This is a genomic window from Natrinema sp. CRL1, assembly GCF_059162405.1.
Map to the genome: position 1 here is coordinate 477,276 of NZ_JBLVOY010000002.1, position 20,422 is coordinate 497,697.

Annotated in this window: 25 protein-coding genes; 15 read left to right on the top strand and 10 right to left on the bottom strand. The window is 63.4% G+C overall.

What is annotated here, in order from left to right:
• Positions 1–15: 15 nt before the first annotated feature.
• Entirely contained in the window at positions 16–264 is a 249-nt protein-coding gene (locus ACJYUO_RS08110) for a hypothetical protein (protein WP_494344885.1), read from the bottom strand.
• A 211-nt stretch (positions 265–475) separates the two neighbouring features.
• On the opposite strand from ACJYUO_RS08110, the gene kdgK1 reads away from it, so the two are divergent.
• The 7 genes from kdgK1 (at position 476) to ACJYUO_RS08145 (ending at position 7,707) form a co-directional block, all read left to right on the top strand.
• The gene (gene kdgK1, locus ACJYUO_RS08115) at positions 476–1,435 is read left to right on the top strand and encodes a bifunctional 2-dehydro-3-deoxygluconokinase/2-dehydro-3-deoxygalactonokinase (protein ID WP_494344886.1); all 960 of its coding nucleotides are present in this window, start codon (positions 476–478) and stop codon (positions 1,433–1,435) included.
• A gap of 180 nt (positions 1,436–1,615) precedes the next feature.
• Positions 1,616–2,866 (top strand): hypothetical protein, encoded by a 1,251-nt coding sequence (locus ACJYUO_RS08120; RefSeq protein WP_494344887.1) that lies wholly within the window; start codon positions 1,616–1,618, stop codon positions 2,864–2,866.
• Positions 2,867–2,950: 84 nt separating this feature from the next.
• Entirely contained in the window at positions 2,951–4,414 is a 1,464-nt protein-coding gene (locus ACJYUO_RS08125) for a dihydrolipoyl dehydrogenase family protein (RefSeq protein ID WP_494344888.1), read from the top strand.
• A gap of 207 nt (positions 4,415–4,621) precedes the next feature.
• Entirely contained in the window at positions 4,622–5,179 is a 558-nt protein-coding gene (locus ACJYUO_RS08130; RefSeq protein WP_494344889.1) for a GNAT family N-acetyltransferase, read from the top strand.
• A gap of 271 nt (positions 5,180–5,450) precedes the next feature.
• Positions 5,451–6,077, top strand: a complete 627-nt coding sequence (locus tag ACJYUO_RS08135; RefSeq protein ID WP_494344890.1) for a hypothetical protein — start codon at positions 5,451–5,453, stop codon at positions 6,075–6,077.
• Positions 6,074–6,964, top strand: coding sequence for a hypothetical protein (locus tag ACJYUO_RS08140; RefSeq protein WP_494344891.1), 891 nt, complete (start codon positions 6,074–6,076; stop codon positions 6,962–6,964). Before ACJYUO_RS08135 ends, ACJYUO_RS08140 begins: the two co-directional genes overlap by 4 nt.
• Before the next feature lie 347 nt (positions 6,965–7,311).
• Positions 7,312–7,707: a hypothetical protein gene (locus ACJYUO_RS08145; RefSeq protein ID WP_494344892.1), complete on the top strand. Its 396-nt coding sequence runs from the start codon at positions 7,312–7,314 to the stop codon at positions 7,705–7,707.
• A 129-nt stretch (positions 7,708–7,836) separates the two neighbouring features.
• On the opposite strand, the gene ACJYUO_RS08150 is transcribed toward ACJYUO_RS08145, so the two are convergent.
• Both ACJYUO_RS08150 and ACJYUO_RS08155 read right to left on the bottom strand, forming a co-directional pair.
• Complete coding sequence (locus tag ACJYUO_RS08150) at positions 7,837–9,135, bottom strand: RNB domain-containing ribonuclease (protein ID WP_494344893.1); 1,299 nt, start codon at positions 9,133–9,135, stop codon at positions 7,837–7,839.
• A gap of 105 nt (positions 9,136–9,240) precedes the next feature.
• Positions 9,241–10,134 carry an alpha/beta fold hydrolase gene (locus tag ACJYUO_RS08155; protein ID WP_494344894.1) on the bottom strand — a complete coding sequence of 298 codons (894 nt, stop codon included), beginning with the start codon at positions 10,132–10,134 and terminating at the stop codon, positions 9,241–9,243.
• An 85-nt stretch (positions 10,135–10,219) separates the two neighbouring features.
• Between ACJYUO_RS08155 and ACJYUO_RS08160 the strand changes: the two genes are divergently transcribed.
• The gene (locus ACJYUO_RS08160; protein ID WP_494344895.1) at positions 10,220–10,864 is read left to right on the top strand and encodes a helix-turn-helix domain-containing protein; all 645 of its coding nucleotides are present in this window, start codon (positions 10,220–10,222) and stop codon (positions 10,862–10,864) included.
• A gap of 23 nt (positions 10,865–10,887) precedes the next feature.
• Here ACJYUO_RS08160 and ACJYUO_RS08165 read toward each other — a convergent pair whose 3' ends face one another.
• Positions 10,888–11,181 (bottom strand): DUF7562 family protein, encoded by a 294-nt coding sequence (locus tag ACJYUO_RS08165; RefSeq protein ID WP_494344896.1) that lies wholly within the window; start codon positions 11,179–11,181, stop codon positions 10,888–10,890.
• 131 nt (positions 11,182–11,312) lie between these two features.
• Here ACJYUO_RS08165 and ACJYUO_RS08170 point away from each other — a divergent pair, with 131 nt between their 5' ends.
• Together ACJYUO_RS08170 and ACJYUO_RS08175 are read left to right on the top strand one after the other, a co-directional pair.
• Positions 11,313–11,792 (top strand): RNA-binding protein, encoded by a 480-nt coding sequence (locus ACJYUO_RS08170; protein WP_494344897.1) that lies wholly within the window; start codon positions 11,313–11,315, stop codon positions 11,790–11,792.
• 171 nt (positions 11,793–11,963) lie between these two features.
• Positions 11,964–12,413, top strand: a complete 450-nt coding sequence (locus ACJYUO_RS08175) for a CBS domain-containing protein (RefSeq protein WP_494344898.1) — start codon at positions 11,964–11,966, stop codon at positions 12,411–12,413.
• 1 nt (position 12,414) lies between these two features.
• On the opposite strand, the gene ACJYUO_RS08180 is transcribed toward ACJYUO_RS08175, so the two are convergent.
• Entirely contained in the window at positions 12,415–12,564 is a 150-nt protein-coding gene (locus ACJYUO_RS08180; RefSeq protein WP_494344899.1) for a hypothetical protein, read from the bottom strand.
• 116 nt (positions 12,565–12,680) lie between these two features.
• Here ACJYUO_RS08180 and ACJYUO_RS08185 point away from each other — a divergent pair, with 116 nt between their 5' ends.
• Positions 12,681–13,043 carry a cell division protein SepF gene (locus tag ACJYUO_RS08185; RefSeq protein ID WP_494344900.1) on the top strand — a complete coding sequence of 121 codons (363 nt, stop codon included), beginning with the start codon at positions 12,681–12,683 and terminating at the stop codon, positions 13,041–13,043.
• 170 nt (positions 13,044–13,213) lie between these two features.
• On the opposite strand, the gene ACJYUO_RS08190 is transcribed toward ACJYUO_RS08185, so the two are convergent.
• A complete protein-coding gene (locus tag ACJYUO_RS08190; RefSeq protein WP_006185778.1) occupies positions 13,214–13,408 on the bottom strand; it encodes a cold-shock protein in 195 nt (64 codons plus the stop codon).
• Positions 13,409–13,852: 444 nt separating this feature from the next.
• Here ACJYUO_RS08190 and ACJYUO_RS08195 point away from each other — a divergent pair, with 444 nt between their 5' ends.
• Positions 13,853–14,506, top strand: a complete 654-nt coding sequence (locus ACJYUO_RS08195) for a helix-turn-helix domain-containing protein (protein ID WP_494344901.1) — start codon at positions 13,853–13,855, stop codon at positions 14,504–14,506.
• 54 nt (positions 14,507–14,560) lie between these two features.
• On the opposite strand, the gene ACJYUO_RS08200 is transcribed toward ACJYUO_RS08195, so the two are convergent.
• Positions 14,561–14,998, bottom strand: coding sequence for a universal stress protein (locus ACJYUO_RS08200; protein WP_494344902.1), 438 nt, complete (start codon positions 14,996–14,998; stop codon positions 14,561–14,563).
• A gap of 112 nt (positions 14,999–15,110) precedes the next feature.
• Here ACJYUO_RS08200 and ACJYUO_RS08205 point away from each other — a divergent pair, with 112 nt between their 5' ends.
• Positions 15,111–15,485 carry a VOC family protein gene (locus tag ACJYUO_RS08205; RefSeq protein WP_494344903.1) on the top strand — a complete coding sequence of 125 codons (375 nt, stop codon included), beginning with the start codon at positions 15,111–15,113 and terminating at the stop codon, positions 15,483–15,485.
• A gap of 34 nt (positions 15,486–15,519) precedes the next feature.
• On the opposite strand, the gene ACJYUO_RS08210 is transcribed toward ACJYUO_RS08205, so the two are convergent.
• On the bottom strand, positions 15,520–16,728 hold the full coding sequence (locus ACJYUO_RS08210; protein WP_494344904.1) for an MFS transporter: 1,209 nt from the start codon (positions 16,726–16,728) through the stop codon (positions 15,520–15,522).
• A gap of 324 nt (positions 16,729–17,052) precedes the next feature.
• Here ACJYUO_RS08210 and citZ point away from each other — a divergent pair, with 324 nt between their 5' ends.
• Positions 17,053–18,201, top strand: coding sequence for a citrate synthase (gene citZ / locus ACJYUO_RS08215; RefSeq protein ID WP_494344905.1), 1,149 nt, complete (start codon positions 17,053–17,055; stop codon positions 18,199–18,201).
• A 55-nt stretch (positions 18,202–18,256) separates the two neighbouring features.
• Here the strand turns inward: citZ and ACJYUO_RS08220 are convergent, their stop codons facing one another.
• On the bottom strand, positions 18,257–18,598 hold the full coding sequence (locus ACJYUO_RS08220) for a DUF8060 family membrane protein (protein ID WP_494344906.1): 342 nt from the start codon (positions 18,596–18,598) through the stop codon (positions 18,257–18,259).
• The gene (locus ACJYUO_RS08225) at positions 18,595–19,656 is read right to left on the bottom strand and encodes a DUF7490 domain-containing protein (RefSeq protein ID WP_494344907.1); all 1,062 of its coding nucleotides are present in this window, start codon (positions 19,654–19,656) and stop codon (positions 18,595–18,597) included. Before ACJYUO_RS08225 ends, ACJYUO_RS08220 begins: the two co-directional genes overlap by 4 nt.
• A gap of 198 nt (positions 19,657–19,854) precedes the next feature.
• On the opposite strand from ACJYUO_RS08225, the gene ACJYUO_RS08230 reads away from it, so the two are divergent.
• Positions 19,855–20,304 (top strand): gamma-glutamylcyclotransferase family protein, encoded by a 450-nt coding sequence (locus tag ACJYUO_RS08230; RefSeq protein ID WP_494344908.1) that lies wholly within the window; start codon positions 19,855–19,857, stop codon positions 20,302–20,304.
• The last annotated feature ends 118 nt before the right edge of the window (positions 20,305–20,422 follow it).

Consider the following 20,422-nt stretch of genomic DNA (forward strand, 5'->3'; position numbering starts at 1 on the left):
TCGTCGCTTCTGGGGTTACTGTCGGTCTCGGTTCAGCAGTCCTGCCAGTACAACCAGCAGGACAATCACGAGGAAACCGCCTCCCGTGACCGCGAGCGCGAACGTCGGGGCTGTGGGCTCGACGTCTACGTCCGCGAGCGGAAGCGTCCCCAGATACGCGATGAGTCGGCTGCTTGCGGCAGTAATACAGATGACCGCCATAGCGAGCCCCGCGAAGAGGAGTTGGTAGTCGAACCACGTCTTGAGTCCGTCTGCCGACACCATCTGCGAAAATGTTGCCACATCTATCATATAGGCTTTCGGTCGGTTCGGCATCCGTCCGCGCGAGTCCCGGGAGGGCGCGGCAGTGAGACGCGCCCACTCGAGGAGACCGTCATCGATAACCGCCACAACTTATAGCATCGCCGACCGTCGCCTCGAGTATGGCCGACGGAGACACTGCCGTTCACTGCCGATCGATCTGGGGGGAAGAGCCGTGAGCGAGACCGATATCGTCACGTTCGGCGAGACGATGCTCCGGCTGTCGCCGCCGGGGAACGAGCGCATCGAGGACGCGGACACGTTCGAGGTCCGGGCCGCCGGAGCCGAGAGCAACGTCGCCATCGCGGCGAACCGGCTGGGCGCGTCCGCGACGTGGACCTCGAAGGTCCCCGAGACGGCGCTGGGACGGCGCGTCGTCGGCGAAGTCCGCAGACACGGCATCGAAGCCGATCCCGTCTGGAGCCACCGTGGCCGACAGGGGACCTACTACCTCGAGCACGCGGGCAAACCCCGCGGGACGAACGTGATCTACGACCGCGACAACACCGCCATCTCGACGGCGGAGGCCCGCGAATTCGACATCGACCGGATTCAGAACGCGAAGGTCTTCTTTACGACCGGCATCACGCCCGCGCTCTCTTCGACCCTCCGTGACACGACGCTCAACCTGCTCAAAGCGGCCCGAAAAGGCGGGACGTCGACCGCCTTTGACTTCAACTACCGACGCAAGCTCTGGTCGCCCGACGAGGCTAAAGAGACGCTGACGAAGCTGTTTCCGGGCATCGACATCCTCGTGATCGCCGCCCGCGACGCCCGAACCGTCCTCGGATTCGAGGGCGACCCGCGCCAACTCGCGCACAAACTCGGCTCGCAGTACGATTTCACGACCGTCGTCGTCACCCGCGGCGCGGAGGGCGCGGTCGGCTGGCACGACAACGTCGTCCACGATCACGACGCCTACGAAACCGACACTGTCGACCCGATCGGGACCGGCGACGCCTTCACCGGCGCGTTCATCGCCCGCCGGCTCGACGGCGACGACGTGCCCACCGCCCTCGAGTACGCCGCGGCGACGGCGGCGCTCAAGCGGACGATCCCCGGCGACGCCGCGCTCGTCACCGCGGACGAAGTCGAGACGATCGTCAAGGAACAGGGCGAAGACATCTCGCGATAGCTTGCCGAACACGGGCGAGCGGCTGCAGACCACTCGTTTTGTGTGGTTGTGGAAATCGCTGAATCGGATTACGAGGGCCGCGTCTCGTCATCTCGGCTCGAGCCACCGACGATATCTGCGGACGATTGGACGGTTCTGCCAGAAGTCGTTTTATACGGGCGTCGAAAGCCACGGCTCGTAATGAATCGCGGAGCCACACTGGTGGTTGCACTGCTCGTGGCCACGAGCGCCGTGACGATGGCTGCGGCCGCCGGTGCAACGACAACGACGACTGCGACAGAATCGAGTACGACCACCCAGAGCGACGCCTACGCGGGTGCCCACGTGGCGTTCGATGTCCAGGGCGATGCGATCGCCAACTACAGCATCGACGGCGAACACGCCTTTTCGTCGGTCGCCGTCCAGTCCCAGAGCGAGGCCGACGCCGATGCCGGACTCGACGCGAGCACCGGCCTCGATGCCGCGACGGATCTAAACGGCGCGGGGCTGTCGCTTGCAACGCAGACGCAGGCCAGCGCCGAGATACAGGCCGATAGCGGCGCGACGCTGTCCGCTCACGACAACCAACACGGGACGCTCGTCGTCGAGAGCGGCGACGAGGCCCAGTACGTCGAGGCCGAACTCGGGGCGAGCGCCGAGGCCCGAGAGGACGGCGACCGCGTCGTGGTCGAAGCGGGCGACCGCGAGGGCGCGTTCCTCGTCGTCGGCGACGGCGAGGTGACGGTTTCTGACGGGAACGTGACGGCCGACCTCAGCGAGAACGCGACGCTCGCGTTCCGCTCCTACGCGGATGGCGAACGCGACGAGAGCGCGACCGACGAGGAGTCGCTGATCGCCGAGGGCAACGCCGCCGTCGAGGTCACGGCCGACCACCGCGACGGCGAGACGGTGTCCGACGTCGTCACCTACGGACAGGAGACCTCCGCCGAGGCAGCAACGACCGCCAACGGGACCGTCGAGATGACGATCAATCGGACGACCCACGAGGGGACCGTCGTGCTGACCACCGTCTCCGAGGAGGCCGTCGGCAGCCTCGAGACCCTCTCGGTGACCGTCGACGGCGAGGCCGCGGTCGAGGCGTCCTCGAAGAGCGACCTCGAGGGCGCGATCGGGAGCGACGAGTCCCGGTACATGGTTGCACAGGATACACAGGCCGAGGGACAGGCGACCGTCTACGTCGCGGTCAATCACTTCTCCGAGCGAACGGCGACGATCGACGGCGCGTCCGCACAGAACGAGAGCACGGACGAGAGCGACGAGTCCGAGACCGACTCCGATGACGACGGGGCGAGTACCGAGGAGGAAAGCGCCGACGGATCCGCCGAAACCGAGACGACCGACGGCAGCGGCGACGACAGCGTGCCCGGCTTCGGTGCCGGCGCTGCGGCACTCGCCTTGCTGACCGGCGTCGGCGCTCGAGTTCGACGGTAACGAACTGCGGGGTTTGCCGTTCCGATCGCTGCAGTACGGACACATCGAGGGAACGCCTTTTTGCATCGCCGCCGAAGCACCGCTATGGTACACGTTGCGATCGTCGGTGCCTACGGCAGCGCTGGCGTCGCCGTCGCCGACGAACTCGAAGAGCGACGCGGCGAGTTCGACGACGACCTCGAATTGACGCTGATCGACGACGGCGACCCCGGCGGCGGGCTCTGCATTCTCCGCGGCTGTATGCCCTCGAAAGAGGTCCTCTCGGCCGGCGAGCACCGCTATCTGGCACGCCACGACGATCGACTCGAGGGGACGCCCGATCCCGATCCCGAGCGGATCGTCGCCCGAAAGGACGAGCACGTCTCGAACTTCGCCGAACACCGCCGAGAGCACGTCCACGACCTTGCCGAGCGAGCGGGCGTCGAACTCGTCCGCGACACCGCCCGCTTCGTCGACGATCGCGTGCTCGCGGTCAGCGACCGCCGACTCGAGCCCGATTACGTCGCCATCGCGACCGGCTCGGTGCCGAACATTCCCGAACTGCCGGGGATCGACGAGGTCTCGTTCCAGACCAGTACGGACGTCCTCGACGCGACCGCGTTCCCGGACTCGGGGATCGTGATGGGCCACGGCTACATCAGCCTCGAACTCGGCCCCTACCTCAGCGAGGTCGGGGACGTCGACCTCACCGTGATCGAACACGACCAGCGACCGCTCGATGACATGGAACCCGAGTACGGCGACGCGCTGGTGGACATCTACCGCGACCACTTCGGGATCGACGTGTTGCAAAACACCGATGAAAAGCGCCTCGAGCCGACCGACGACGGCGGTGTCCGGCTGTTCGCCGAGCGCGACGACGGGTCGGAGCGAGTCGTCGAGGCCGACGAGCTCTACCTGTTCACCGGCCGCCGGCCGAACCTCGACGGACTGGGACTCGAGACCACCGCGCTCGAGCCCGGCGACGGCTGGGTCACGTCGACGATGCAGGCCCGCGACGACGACCGCGTGTTCGTCGTCGGCGACGCCAACGGCCGTGAGCCGATCCTCCACGTCGCCAAAGAACAGGGGTTCGCGGCGGGGGAGAACATCGTCAACCATTACCAGAGAGCGGAGTGCGAGCCCTACACGAGCGTTCCCCACCACGTGATCTTCTCGGGACTGGGAGTCTACCCCTTCGCCCGCATCGGTCACACGCCGGCGACCGTCGCCGAGACGGAGATGGACGAAATCGTCGTCACCCGCGAAGCGTCTGCCGACGGCGTTTTCAAGACCAAGGGCCACCCCGAGGGCCGTGCGACGCTAATCGTCAGCGCGGAAGACGGGAGCGTCCTCGGCTATCAAGGGCTGCACCGCCACGCCGACGTGATGGCGAAGACGATGCAGGTCGTCGTCGAAATGGGCCTCGACGTCCGGGAAGTGCCAAAGCGGGCCTACCACCCGACGACACCCGAAATTCTCGATGGACTGTTCAGAGACGCCTGTTCCGAACTCGAGGACCGACAGGACTGTATCGGCGATATCGATTCGCCGGACATGTCGCTGTAGCGGCGGCGACGGGCCGCAGCCGTTGCGTCGGTGATCGACAGAAAAGCGGGAACGGCGGGCGGGACAGTGGTGATGTCGCTCCCTCGAGAACGGTCGGTCCGCCCACCACTCCATCGTTCAGCGAGCGCCGCATCCATCACGACGCGACCGTCCCGGATCGATGGCGGTCGCCCGCTGCTTTTTGACGGGTGCTGTGCTACGTTCCGTGTGACTCGAGACGTTCGCCGGGCGACGGTCGACGATGTCTGGGCCGTCCACGAGGTCGCCCGCCAAAGTTGGCACGCCGCCTACGACGACGTACTCGGCCCCGAAACGGTCGACGAGGTCGTCGACGAGTGGTATGCGATCGGCGACCTCGAGTCGTCGATCATCGACACGAGCGGCCGCGACGACGCCGCGTTCCTCGTCGCCGAGAACTCGCCGACGGCCGGTGTGGGGGCCGGCCGCGACCCCTGTGGCTTCGCCCACGCCGTCCCCTGGCCGGAGGATTCCTCGGTCGCCTTTCTCGCTCGCCTCTACGTGCGACCGGACCGGTGGAACGAGGGGACCGGAACCGCGCTGCTCGAGGGCCTCGAGACCGAACTCTCGGCGGGGTTCGACCGACTCCGGCTGGCCGTCCTCGCCGCCAACGAGGTCGGAATCTCGTTCTACGAATCGCGTGGATTCGACCGCATCGTGACGCGGCCGTCCGATTTAGGCGCGGGCCTCGAGGAACACGTGTACGAACGACGATTATCGGATTCGGACGGAGAGTGGGGCCGCTGACCGTTATTGCACGCTCGATCGCACGACGGCTTTGCGATTGTGGCTCCGTTGAAATACTGCTTTTTAGATGCATTTAGCGTGGAAAGCACGCTCACACTATGTTCGAACTGGTCGTGGCACTCCTGCGATCTACCTCATACGTGTCTATTACAAAATCACTTTGTTGACCTATCTTCACCACAAGTCACTTAACAGATGTCCATAGACATATGAATTTTAGACTTTCACTCTGACAAATAACTTTATTAGTATTGGTGATGACTTTCAGGTGATGGCAAAGATTAGCATCACGGGCGGTAAGAAAAAGAGGAGACGAACAGTGCTGAAAGGTATCGGAGCGGGCACGCTTGGGACCGTCACCAGAATCCAGACGGTAGGGGCGACTACTTCAAGTGGTCAGATGGTCGGAGCTAGCTACGATACGCTAACAGGCAAGGTAGGAGGTCCCGTCTCGGGGACTATAAACATCGACGATAACCAGCCCCAGGGTCAGCTCAATATCGCCGGGTTCTCTATTCCGTTCAACAGGCTTGAACATATAGAGGACACTGCGTCTAACGCGAGAGCACGGTACTCGGCTATCCTTTCGGACTCCAAGTTCCGGGCTGGTGACGTTCCATTAAAGGTCAGTGTCCGACAAGAAGATGATCACTTATCCGGGGTTATCAGCCGACCATCTACCGAGTACGGTCTCCTCGGGTTTTTTTTTGTACGCGACGAGGCGAAAGTCAATCCCGACAAGTCGCTCGCCGGCCTCAAGCCCCACGGCAAGTGGGTCGAGAGCCCACATTCCTTTGAGGTTCCGAAGACAGGGCTACCGACTGACAGTAGCCTCGACCGATTGTTAGAAATTACCAAATCATCCGTTCACGACGACTTCGAAGGTGACGACCGATGAGTGAAGATCACGGATTGCTTGACGAAAACTCATGGAGTGACTCGATTAGCTACGACTGTTCAGGCGGCAACTCCATGGAATGGGAGGGCGCCTATGGTATCGGCGCTGAGGGAAATACCCAGGAAGAGTGGGATCAAATTGCATACAACGGTTCAAACGTCTGGCGTTTTTTCTTTCATTTTGAGGACCGCCCTGGGAACCTGATCCCGGACGCTTGCAACACCAGTGATTTTGACCGGTATAAACCGGAGCCTTGGAACTTCAGGTACGCGGTTGATGTTGCAGACGCCAGTAACGACAACACTTACCTCTCCCATCCTGACCCCGATGACGGCGAGGGAGAGAGCGAGAACAACGAGTTAGGACTTCTCCTTGACCTCCTCGGCTCCACTGGAAACATCTACGTGAGTGCTGCAAGTGTCGTGGTAGACTACATAATGGCGACAAGAGGGGGAAGCTCCACCAATGTCGATCAGGAGGGCAATGGTGAGAGATACATTTTCGATGTTGATGTTGGTGGTGGCTACGACGACTTACCGCACGTCACCAGCAACGGTGAGCATCAAGTCGCGGACGTATCATTGCGAGTTAATAATGAGTGGAATGACGACGACAGACACTGCCTTCTGTTCATGCCAGAGTATACAACATTTATCCAAGGTTATTCGTCGTTGCTCTTAAGCGAAGTCTTTTGGATAGCCGATCCGCGACGGAGACGCCGTCCTCAGAACGCATCATGTTCTGATGTTGAGGCGAATCAACGATTCGCCGACCATTGGAGAGCAAAGCTCTCGTGGGCATCGGCGAGTCTGGAATACTATCAGATAGCCGATGAACCCAGTCCCAGATTGATTGATGAGAGTGCTCAACACCAAGCATACCAATAATTTCTTGTCTCTCGAATCGAATAATCGATCGCGGGGGGACAGGTAGCGAACACTCTGATGGGTGTTGCCGTCCGATTACGCTTTTCAAGAATTGTCAAATTTTGCTGGGTGACATTTGCTAAGTATGTCTACCAGCAATAGAGCCAAATTCTTCCCCGAACTGGCTCACTTCTCAAACGAATTTAACTGACACTGCTATTGCTGTACTCTCACTATATGACGTAATATTAATAAAATTGTACTGATTACGAGGTACGAATGTAGCATGGAGGGAAAACCGATTGTTGCACAACGGAGCCCGCCCTCTTGTATAAAAATTTATTTGAAAAAAGATCAAATGTTAGCTTATGAAACGTCGTCACCTCCTCCTTGGAACAACCTTCCTATTATCGGGCGTAGCCGGTTGTTCAACACCGTCCTCCGGCTCACCGATGCTCGACTTGATATTTTTCAACCATACCGATATCCCCTACACAGTCGAAATGAACATATTCCGGGACGCCTCAACCCGTAGCGAAGCGAATGTATTTTCTAGTCGGATCGATGTAGAGCCAGAAGGGGAAACACAGCAGAAAGACGTTGCCGAGGCTGAACCACTCGTTATCAGTTACAGCGTGTACGATGACGAAGGGAGACTGACTGATCAAGATCATGTTCACTATTATCCCGATGATGGGGAAGACGATGACAGTCAAGTATTCGATATTCATTCACCGGGAACACTAACTCAAAGAGTTTTGTAGTAATTCAGAAACGAGTCTGCTCGCTACGTCTTAGTAGCCTCGCTCTGATCACGGTTCACTCCGTTCACCGTTTCGCTTGTTCGAGGCTTTACCGCTCTTCCGAGGCCCGCGTCGCTCACTCGGCCTCGCTCACAGCGTCTTGTCGGCCTCTTCCTCGTCTACGACTTCGATCCCGCGGTTGTTGACCGCCATCGGATCGAGGCCGACCTCCTGGAGGAAGGTCTTGTACTCGCGCTCGCACTGCTCGGCGTCTTTTTGCTTGTCGCTGGCGCGATCGCAGAGTTCGACGAGGTTCTCCGGCACGTCGTTCTGATAGACGATCCAGTGATTGATCAGGTCCGAGAGCCGCCGGATGGGGCTCGTGAAGTGGCCGTAGATCTCGAAGTTCAGCGCGTGGTGGCCGCCGAAGGGATCGTTCATGTACCGCGCTCGAGGCATGACCTTCATCACGGCCCACTGGATCTTGTCCAGTTGGCGCTCGGGCGCGTCCTCGAGGGTCGCGTTGACGGCCTTCCGGGGGTCGTCCCACGTGCTGCCGGGGATCGAGACGCCGTCTAAGTCCTGAATCTCGCGGAGCGCTTCGGACCACTCGTCGGGGCTGGGCTGGGGGTGGACCCGGTACATGGCCGAGACGCCGCGATTCCACATGAGTTCGTGCGTGACGGCCTTGTTGGCCTTCAGCATGCACTCCTCGATGATGGTGTGGGCGCGGTCACGAGCCGGGTTCAAGACGAGCGAGCCGTCTTCCTTGCGCTGTTCGTGCATCTGTTCGGCGAGATCGTAGACCAGCACGTTCTCCTCGTGGAGGGGAGCGTCGGGCTCCTCGAGCCGGCTTTCGGCCTCGGCGTAGGTGAGCCGTTCGTCGGACTCGATGACCGATTTGTAGATCTCGATGTTCTCGTAGGTCAGGTTCTCCTTGTCGAGGTGCATCTCGACGGTGTGGGCCAGCCGGTCCTCGTTGGGGACCAGCGAGCAAACCGTCTCGGCCAGTACGGGCGGCAGCATGTGGACTGTGTAGCCGGGGAGATAGACCGTGTTCCCGCGCTCGACGGCCTCGTCCCACATCGCCGTCTCCGGGTTGACGTAGTGGGTCACGTCGGCGATGTGGACCCAGAGGACGTACTCGTCGTCGCGCTCTTCGATCGAGAGCGCGTCGTCGAAGTCCTGGGCGTCGATCGGGTCCGTCGTCCACGTCGTCAGGTCCCGCAGATCCTGTCGCTCGTCGATCTCGTCTTCGATTTCGGCCGTCACGCCCTCCGTTCGGGCTTCGGCCTCCTCCAAGACCTCCGGCGGGAACTCGTCCCGGAGTTCGAACTTCTCGAATAGCTCCTCGCGCTTGTTCTCGAGATGGCGCGCGAGATCCTCCGAGACTTCGACTGGGCCCTGGCCTTCCACCGTTCCGGCCTCGGCCTGTGCGTCGTCACTCATGGCGAGGGCTACGCACGTAAGAGTGAAAGTCGTGTCGGGACGGCCCCGGCCCGAAGCCGCCGTCGGCGGAACGCGTCTGCCCCGGTCTCGGTCCAGTCTCTCCGCTTACCGCTGGCACCGAACGATCCGCGACCGACTCCGAGACAGCGCGGTCAGATGGCCGGCGTCCTCGAGAACGGTCAATTCGCCGTCGGAGACCCGCTCTCGAAGGCGACGAGCCCCTCGAAGGGGCGCGTTCGCGTCGGTGTCGCCGTGCCAGAACCGAACCGTGTGATCGATATCCGACGGCGAGAACCCCCACTCCGTCGTTACCAGCCGCGTCTCGATGACGAACCCGTCCCGCTGTGTCCCGACCCCCTCGAGGAAGTCGCGCCGAACGCGCTCCGCCATCATCGGCGGGATCTCGCGCCGCTCGGCCCTCGTCGTGTACTGCGAGAGGACGACCGCGGGCGGCGTTCGCGCGACGAGTCGCGCCTGGACGCCGAGCAACCCACACAGCAGACGGGGGGTCCGCCGCGCGAGCGAGCCGAGCAGGCGCTGGACGGCGGGGAGATCGGCCGCGAGCGACGGCGGCGGCGCGCCGGAGACGATGTCGATTTCGTCGACGAGGTCGCCCCGCGTCGCCGCGACCGCGAGCGCGTGGGGGCCGCCGCCGGAAAACGCGACGATCCCGGCCCGAGAAATGCCCTCGGCCTCGAGGACCGCGGCAACGGTCACACTGGTGTCGGTGATATCACGGTTGGGAACTGGTGACGAGCGTCCGTACCCCGGCCGGTCCGGAGCAAGCAGGCGAACGCCCGCTTCCCTCGCCGGGTCGTCGAACAGGGCACCGAAGCGCCGCGAGCCGGGCGTCCCGTGGAGGACAACGACCGGCGTCCCGTCGGGGTCGCCGTAGTCGGCGTACGCGACCTGCCTCCCATCAGCCCCTGTAACGATCGTCGGTGGATCCGCCTCGCGGTCGTCGTCCTCGGCCGGTGCATCCGATCGCGACAGTGTCATCGACCGAGTATTATCGGCCGATTCCGGAGTGAATTCTCCCGGATCCATGCGGTCTTTTAATACCTCTCGGCGAGATCGGCCGACGATGAAACAGGTTTCGTTCAGCGTGACGTTTCCGGACGGAGCCGCACACCCCCTCCATCGACGACTCGTGGCGACGGAGGGCGTCTCGCGGGCGGAGCTCCTGATGTGGGGGCCGATGGGGACCGTGACGACACTGCTGTGGTGTGACGGAGGGTCCGACGAGATCGCCGACCTGTTGGCCGCTGTCGAGAGCGTTACTGCGACCGAGTTCGTCGAGCGTGAGGACGGGACGTACGTGTTCGTCCACCAGACGGCCTACGAGTTCGAGGTGGCGATTCTCACTCTCGTCGAGGATGCACAGATCGTGTTCTTGCCGCCGGTCACGTTTCACGACACCGGCGCGGTGACCTTCGAGGCCGTCGGTCGATCCGATGCGCTGACTGGCTTCTACGATGAACTGACTGAACTGGGCGATGGAACGATCGAACGCGTCCGCGAGTTCGACCGGCGGGCGTCGGCGACCGCGCTGACCGACCGCCAGCGGGCCGCGCTCGAGGCCGCCGTCGCCGTCGGCTACTACGACGTTCCGCGGTCGGGCTCGGTCGCCGACGTTGCCGCCGAACTGGACTGTGCCGGCAGTACGGCCGGCGAACTACTGCGGAAAGCGGAAGCGACGCTCGTGACGAACGCCGTCGACACGGGGTAGCGCCGTCGCCGATGGGACGGCGCTTACGATTCCTCCTCGAGCGTGCCGTATCGCTCCTCGACCGCCGAAAGATAGCTCGCGAGAAACGTCTCTTGGTCCCACCGACCGGCCTCGAGGTCGACCAGCAGGTCCTCGAGTTCGCCGCGGGGGTGGTGACAGAGGTCGCTGTGACAGGCCTTACAGAGGTGTTCGAAGGTCTTGTCCGCGCGATCCCAGCGGTCGCCGTACTTGTCGTACTCGCGGGCCTCGTCGCGGGCTCGCTCCGTGCCACAGGCGAGACAGGTGACCGTCTCCGTCCGGTTCCGAGAGGGCCACATAGGCGGTCCGACGGCGCGGTCCTACTTAGCGATTGGCACACGTTGCTCGCATGCTGACGGTCAGGCAAGCCGGGTTACCCGAAGCTCTCCGGAACGGGCCTTTTATCTCCGGACCGCTCGTTTGCCCGATCATGCAGGTCAAGTCTCGACATCACCTCCGCAGCGACGCGGTGTCGGATCTCGAGGAGACGCTCGCGGAGCAACTGGGCGTCTCGCCCGAGGGAGACGCCTACGAGCGCGTCGAATTCGAGGACACCGACTGGGAAGTGGTCCTCATCGACGGCGAACCGCAGGTCGCGGCGTTCGGCGACGATCTCTTTCTGACCGTCCGCGGAGCGAACGCCTACGAGCCCGAAAAACGGCTGGTCACCGTCGACGCGGGTGCGGTCTCGTTCGTCAGCGATGGTGCCGACGTGATGCGCCCGGGGATCACCGATGCGACCGAGGACATCTCGCCGGACGATCTGGTCGTCATCGCGGAGGAATCCCACGGCAAGGTCCTCGCGGTCGGCCGCGCCCGCGTCGACGGCGCGGAGATGGCGGGCAACGAGGGGAAAGTCGTCGACTCGCTGCACCACGTCGGCGACGACCTCTACGAATTTACGGGGTAGGCTGGCCGCGGCAGCACTCTCATATTTTAACAACTATTGGTTAAATCCGCACTCTGGTTTCGAACATCGGTATATGACATCGACAACTGCTGCACATGCTAGCAATACTAGTACCTAATAGACGATTGTCCACTAGCGTTATGTATCGGTCCGTGGTACCACAGGACAGTTATGATCGAGACGACAGTCGAAGCCATCGACCTCCGATCGCCGCCGACGATCGCCCCCGAAACGCCCGCGAGCGAGGCGGCCCAGTCCCTCCGCCGACCGACGGTGCCCGCGCTTCCCGTCCTCGAGGACGAGTCGGTCGTCGGCATCGTCACCGAGTCGGATCTCGTCGCACTGGTCGCGGAAACGGACGACCGCCCGGCGACTCGAGCGATCATGTCCGCACCGGTAACGACGGTGTCGCCGACCGCGACGATCGCCGACGCCGCCGGAACGATGCGAACCGACGGGGTCAAACACCTCCCCGTCGTCGACGACGGCGTCTACCGCGGCCTGCTTTCGGCCCACACGTTGGCCCCGTACCTACCGCGTCACCGCCTCGAGATCGAGTGGCGCGACGAGCCGTTGCGTCTGGAGGCGACCGAAGGGCAGGAACTCACTGCGGGCGACTGAGTCACGGGGTCACCCCGCGGTCCAGCGAATCGGATTCGAACGCGCCTTCGTACTGGGCGCGCAGATCCCTGTAACCGTGATCGGCGAGGTCGTCGGTCTCCCGTCCGTCTGCGATCGGCGTGGCCCACGGACCGGCGACTCTCGAGACCAAACCGGCGCTCGACCGCGGATTCCGTAGTACTCCAGCCGTCGGTCGGCCGAACGGTCTCACAGACGGGACTGTGTCTGACGTAAGAACTATACTGGCGGCGGCGGTGGATACCGCCAATGGGACTCATGAGCAAAATTCTCGGCGGCAATCAGTCCAGAACGGTCGAGGACTACGCCGAACTGAACCTCGAGGACGTCTCCGACGGGTCCGCAGAGGCGACGATGCAGGTACATATCGCGGAAGTCAGCGGACAGGCCGACGCGATCGACATCAAAGACGCCGTCTACGACGGCGACATCGTCATCGCGGATATCACGCGCCTGCGGACCGAAGACAGCACCGTCGAACACATCGTCGACGAACTGCGGCAGGTCGCCCAGGAAGTCAACGGCGACATCGTCCGGAAAGGCGAGGATCAGATGATCATCACGCCGACTGGTATCCACATCAGCCGCGAAAAGTTGGGCCAAAAGATATAGCGGGAGTTATCAGGCGGGCAGATGCCGGATCGCCGTTCTCGTTCAGCAATCACTGTTCCTGACTCGTCTGTGGCGACCCGAACTGGTGACGATGCTACCGCTGTCCGTTCGATCGCAATAAAATAACGCAGTCGTCTCGCGCCGTCGAAAGCGACGCGTTGAATTCGAGATTACGTTCGCGTGACGTTCGTCGCGCGCGGGCCCTTGGGGGCCTGTTCGATATCGAATTCGATGTCTGTGCCTTCTTCGAGATCCGGACCGCCAACATCTTCCATGTGGAAGAAAACGTCGTCGTCCGCGTCGTCCGTCTCAATGAAACCGTAGCCGCCTGTGTCGTTGAAGAAATCAACGCTTCCTTTCGCCATTACAAACATTTGTAGGGTCGATTGGGGGATAAGACTTCCGAGGGTCGCGGTACCACGACCGTCGACCCGTCCGCGGTGAAACTATCAACCGTCGATTGTCGCCGCCGTTCGTGACGACCACGGTCGAGGGGACCTCTCGAGGAAGAGGTCGACGCGTTCGACGCGGCGGGACTGCGGGGCTGTGACGAGCGTGCGGACTTCGTCGGCGGCGCGCGGAATCGATTCTCCCGCGGGCGTTCGCCCCCGAGGGGAGCATCGGGATCTCCTCCGAGCACCACCGGGAGGCCTACGACGGGACCGATCGCGAGCTCGAGCCGCTGAACCCGGCCCGCGTCCACCAGTACGAAGAGTGGTGTTAACGGGGACGTTCGGTCCGTGCGAGGAATTTTCACCCGGTGGGAATTCCCGGGGTCGGTTATTCCGGATGGACGCGTACGGATCGATATGACGGGCTTTCGTGCAACGGTCGTCGTCCACGAACCGGCTGACTGTCCCGTGGCCGATGTCTCCGCGTCCGCCGGCGAACCGGTCGATTCGGTCTCTCGGTCGTCCCAGCCGACGGCCGAGGGGACGGTCGTCGAGGAGTTCGGCGTCGCCGCCGACGCCGCGGTCGAGGGTGACCACGATGTCGAACTGACGCCGGTCCAGTCGAACGACCGCGAGGCGATCTATCGGTTCGAGCGCGACAGTAGCGCCGACTGCGCCTGCGAGATCATCGAGGGGACGGGCACGCCGATCTCGTCGGTCCGCGCCCAGAACGGCTCGTTGCTCCTCTCCTTTCGCACGCTCGAGTTGGCCGAGATCGCCGAGATCGTCGACGAACTGCGGGCGTACTTCGACGGCGTCATCGTCGAGGAACTCACCCAGGACCACGAGGATGTCTCGGCCGATCCGGTCGTCGTCGATCGGGACGTGCTTACCACCAGACAGCAAGAAATCCTCGAGACGGCCCACGAGATGGGCTACTTCGACTACCCGAAGGGCGCGAACGCGACGGATGTCGCGGAGGAACTCGACGTTGCACGATCGACGTTTACCGAACACTTGGCGGCGGCCCAGACGAAGCTGATGGACGCGATCCTCGAGGAAGAAACGTAGAAAACGCAGCCACGTCGTTGCGACCGTTCTCGAGCCGTCTTCTCTGTCGCGGTGTCAGTCGGCGATGATGACCGGTCGGTCGGCGTCGATGATGACCTGCTGACTGACGCTGCCGAAGAGCGCTTTCCCGACCGGGGACCGCTTCCGGCCGCCCAGTAGAATCGCGTCGGCGTCGATATCCGATGCAACTTGCCCGATTCCGTCGGCGGCGTCGCCGACCAACTCCGCGCGGTCGACCGCGATGCTGTCGTCCTCGAGTCGGTCTTCGACCAGCGACACAGTGTCGGGCACGTCCCGGATCTCGGACAGCGACTCGTTGAGATCGTCGATGAACGTCGCCCCGCCCTCGTCGGGCATGGTGTCGATCTCCTCGAGGACGTGTAGGACCGTCACCGACAGGTCGTCGGGATCGGCCGGCAGCGAGCGTAGCGTCTCGATCTGTGCGCTCACGCGCTCTTCGTCGGTGTCGACCGGAATGAGGACGTGATACATGTCTCGTCCTCGGTGCCGCGGTATCAAAGTCCCACTGTCAGTTCCCACCGCGTGAGGGCCACCGCCGACGAATGTCAGTAACCCTTTGACAGGGGGCGTCATCAACGATACCATGGACGTCATTCACACCGCGCTGTGGGTATCGGACATCGAACGGACACGCGAGTTCTACATCGACGGGCTCGGCCTCACCGAAAACTGGTCGTTTACCGGCGGCGACGGCGTCGAAAACGTCTACATCGGCGGCGAACACGGCGAGTTCCAGTTCAAGTACGACCCCGACGGCGAGACCGAGGTCGACTCGGGATCGATGGCTCACGTCGCGGTCGGCGTCGACAGCACCGACGAGACCTTCGAGCGACTGGTCGAGCGCGAGGACCCGCCGGTCGAGACGGCGCCGACGACGATGGACGATATCGACGTTCGCGTCGCGTTCGTCGAGGACCCGAACGGCTATGTCGTCGAACTCGTCGAAGAACTCGAGTAAGCTGGCCAATGCGGCGTCGTTGGGACTCGAGCGATTACTTTTCGGCGGCGTCGGTCGCGGCGGGGTTCTCGACGGCCGGCGGCGTCCGGACGACCCGGACGAGGAGGCCGGCCGCGACCGTCACGACGGCGGCCAGAAAGAGCCACGAGGTGCGGTAGCCGACCGTGTCGGCGAGATAGCCGAACGCGGGCGGCGCGACGAGCGCGCCGCTGGTGAGCGCGAGTTGGCCGCCGGCGGTCGCGCCCCCCATCTCGTCGGCGCTGACGAGCGTCGCCATGACGGAGTAGTAGACGCCCGTGTAACCGAGCACGAAGAAGCCGAGCACGGCGAACGCGACCGCGGCACCGAGTTCGGTGTGCGTCGACGCGACGACGACGAACATGACGGCGCTGCCAAGCGACTGGACGACGAGCAACAGCCCGATCCTGACGCGAGGCTCGCCGGGGAGAACGTCGCTCAGCCAGCCGGTCAACACGCGCCCGACGCTGCCGAACAGTTGGACGAGCGCGAGGACGATGCCGCCGAAGCCGACGGATGCGCCGATCGACTCCTCGACGTAGAGGACGGTGTAGCCGGTCGTCGTAAACAGGGCCGCGCCGAGGAAGAGCCCGGCGGTCGTCAACACGACGTACGGCCGGTTCGAGAGCAGCGCGCGAAAGTCGGGATAGTCAGCGACGCCGCCGTCGTTGTCGCTCGAGTAGCTCAGATAGAAGGCGATGGCGACGATCACGCCGACGCTTGCGGCGACGAAAAAGCCGGTTTGCCAGACGAACGCTCCCGCGAGGCCGGTAATCAAGAGCGCGCTGATGCCGCTCCCGCCGGTGACGCCGACCTGTTTGATACCCATCGCGAGGTTCTGGCGACCTGGTTCGATGTTGTCGAAGACGGCTTTGTTCGTCCCGGGGATCGCGGTCCCGTACGCCGATCCCAACACGAACACTGCCGCGAGCAACAGTGCGTACGTCGGCGCGCCCGCGACGAGGAGCGTTCCCGTCGCGAGCCCGACGAGCCCGAGCGTCAGCGTCAGTCGCTCGCCGAAGCGGTCGGTCAGCGCCCCGAGGGGCAACAGGAAGACGGCGTAGCCGAGCGTAAGCGTCGTGACCACGAGCCCGACCGAGAACCGCGAGAGCCCGAACGCGTCCCGGAAAAAGGGCGTCGCGGCGAAGATCGCGTAATAACAGATGCTCGCGGAAACCTGCCAGATCGTGACGAGAGACACCGTCTTCCAGTACGACCGATCCATCACTCGGTGGTCCTTTGCAAAGGGGTTCAAAAAGAGTGACGCTGTGAGGCCTCACTCGAGTTTCAGCACTCCTGTCCCACGTTGCCGTCCCGCATTTGTCGTCGGATTTTCGCTGGCGAAACTCGCGACGGTCGCTCGCCCAACTCTTCACGAAAGACAATTATAGTAATCCTCCCGACCATCGACTGACTATCTGTTCGTTTGATCACGAAACTAGCGTTCGTCTGTAGTCGTAAAACCGGCAAAATGCGAACATCCGGGGTGCCGATCGACGGCACCGGGCAAACGATAATACTTTTCCATTGGCGTCCGAAATCCTTGACCATGTCTGACGACCTCAAGAAAGGGCTCGAGGGTGTGTTGGTTGCCGAATCGGAGCTCAGTTCGATCGACGGTGATGCCGGTCGACTGATCTATCGCGGTTACACGATCGAGGACCTCGCTCGCGGTGCGAGCTACGAGGAAGTGCTCTACCTGCTCTGGAACGGTCACCTCCCGACCGAGGACGAACTCGAGCCGTTTGCCGAGGCCCTGATGGAGGAACGCGAGGTCGACGACGACGTCCTCGAGACGATGGAGAAACTCGCCGCGGCCGACGAACGACCCATGGCCGCGCTCCGGACTGCGGTCTCGATGTTCTCCGCCTACGAACCCGAAGCCGACGCCGATCCCGAGGACCTCGACGCGACGCTGCGGAAGGGTCGCCGGATCACGGCCAAGATCCCGACCGCGCTCGCGGCCTTCGAGCGCTACCGCCTCGGCGAGGAGCCCATCGATCCCCATCCCGATCTGGGTCTCGCGGCGAACTTCCTCTACATGCTGACCGGCGAGGAGCCCGACGACATCGCCGCCGAGACGTTCGATCAGGCGCTCATTCTGCACGCGGATCACGGCCTGAACGCCTCGACGTTCACCTCGATGGTCATCGGCTCGACGATGGCCGACATCTACAGCGCCGTCACCGGCGGCATCAGCGCCCTCTCGGGGCCGCTCCACGGCGGCGCGAATCAGGACGTCATGGAGGTCTTAATCGAGATCGACGAGAGCGACCTCGACCACCGCGAGTGGGTCGAACAAGCCTCTGCCGAGGGTCGGCGCATCCCCGGCTTCGGCCACCGCGTCTACAACGTCAAGGACCCCCGCGCGAAGATCCTCCAAGAGCGTAGCAAGGAACTCGCCGAGAACGGCGAGGACAAGTGGTACAACTACACCACCACCATCGAGCAGTTCCTCACCGAGGAGAAAGGCCTCGTCGAGAAGGGAATCGCGCCGAACGTCGACTTCTACTCCGGTTCGGTCTACTACCAGCTCGGCATCCCGATCGACATGTACACGCCCATCTTCGCCATGAGCCGCGCCGGCGGCTGGATCGCCCACGTCCTCGAGTACCAGGACGACAACCGCCTCATCCGCCCGCGCGCCCGCTACACCGGGCCGCAGGATCAAGAGTTCGTCCCGCTCGAAGAGCGATAGGGACCGCGAGTCTCTCGGCCCGTTCGATCGACCCCGTACCGGCGTTGTCTTTTCTTTACTCTCGACCGCTCAGTTCTTTGACCAGCAGCGAGACGCCGATCAACGAGGTCAGCAAGACAGTGAGGTTGAACGCGGCGTGTGTCAGCGGCTGGTATTTCGGGTCGATCCAGAGATCGATAGCGTCGGTCACGCTGCCGTAAAAGCGGATCAGCGCGACGACCGCCACCACCGAACAGACGGCGAGCCCGCCCCAGACGAGATACCGCCGGATCGTGTCGGAACGTGGGTCGAGCCCGCCGTCCGATTCGGATACAGTAGACACGTCGTCGGTGTCGCGGTGCTGGTCGTCCGCCGGTGCCTCGAGTTGCGCGTCGGTCTTCGTCGATGTATCGGTCATTGGAACCTCCGTGCGAGTGCGATGGTCGCGAGGACGGCGGCCGCGGTAACAGCGAGCCCGAAGCCGGGCGTTCCGTCCTCGCTTGTGTCCTCGTTCCCATCCCCGGCGCTGCCAGTGCCGTCGGCCCCATCGTACCCGCTGTCGCTCCCTGCGGTGCCGCCGGCGAAGTCGCTTACCTCGAGCCCGCTGTCTGCCGTCGTCTCGTTGACCGACAGCGCGCCCGGACCGAGGTTGGCGACCGATCGATCGGTGCCGACGATCGTACCGTTCCGCCAGAGCCTCGCATCGAGGTAGTAGTCGTACTCGTCCGGCACCGTGAGTTCGGCCGTCGGAGACGCGGTCTTGCCGGGATCGATCGTCGACAGGTCGACGGTCGCGGCGTCGGCGACGACGTTCGAGCCCGACTGGCGAGCGACGAGTTCCAGTTCGAGGTCGGATTCCGGGGCGTCACCGGTGTTCGTGAGGTAGCTCTCGACTGCGAGCGTCGCCGTCGAGTCGGTCGTCGATTCGATCGAGTAGCTGATCGACGGCGCGTCCGCGGGACCGCCGCCGTCGCCGCCGAACCGGTGGAACTCGACGTCCGTATCGGCGTAGCCGGGAGTCAACGAACCCACGCCCTCGACGGTGTGGCTCGTCGACTCGGTTCGGTTGCCGTCCCGGTAGACCAGCGTCTCGATCTCGTAGCTGCTCTCGCGGGGGACGGCGACCGTACTCGAGACGCCGCGCTCGGACTCGTCTTCGAGCCGGCCGACCTCGCGTTCGGTCGTCGCTTCGACGAGGCCGGTCTCGGTGTCGGTCGCCCGGTGGACGATCGTGACGTTCGCGACGGGACCGCCGCGGTGCTCGAGGTGTGTATCGAGGGCGAGAGTCGCCGTGCCGCCGGTGATCTCGTCGGCGCTGATCGTCAGTTCCGTCAGGGAGACGTGGCCTGCGCGCTCGATTTCGGCGGCCGTCTCGGATTCGCCGGGATCGGAGACCGCACCGGCGACAGCGAGGATCGTCAGCGCTCCGAGAACGACCGCGAGCGCCGCGACGGCGAGGAGGGACTCGCGGTTCATACTCCACCGGTCCGAGCAGTCGTATAAGTGCTTTGTGTAATTCGCGGTGAATGAACGCTCGATCCGAGACGCTCCGCCCCCGTTCTCGGGACGGGCCGCCGAAAGGGCATCGCAACGGCGTACCAGCGACTTCCGGCGATCCGCTCTGGCGTCGGCGGCGGCGGTACGTGCAAGCCCCTCGAGTCCGAACGCACACTCGTGGCTGTCTTCGTCTACGGAACACTGACCGACCCCGAGCGCGTTCGAAGCGTCCTCGAGACGGACGCCTCGAGCGTGGCGGACGCGTTCGTCGGCCGCGCGACCCTCGAGGGATGCCACCGCGTCGACGGCCGCTATCCGACGCTCGTACCCGGGGGCAGCGTCGACGGGCGGCTGCTCGCGGTCGACGACGCGGGACTCGAGCGCCTCGATCGGTACGAAGGGGTCGCCGACGGGCTCTACGTTCGAGTCGCAGTGCCAGTGGTGGGGCGGAATGATGACCGGCAGGAAGCCGCGACACGGGACCGGAACGGCGACCGATGCTGGGTGTACGTCGGCGACCCTGCCCGGCTCGGCGTCGACGCGACGTGGCCCGGCGACGGTCCGTTCCGCGAGCGGGTCCGATCGGTCGTTTCGCGTACCGATCTCGTGGTTCGGAACCGCGAATGACGCCCGTCTGTCTTCCGTCTGACGCCGCGATAACCTCTGTGCTGTCTTGCGATTTCACTTCCGCCGCGGGTGCATGAGATTTATATGGTCAGGGTCCCCTTCTCAAGTTGCACGTCAC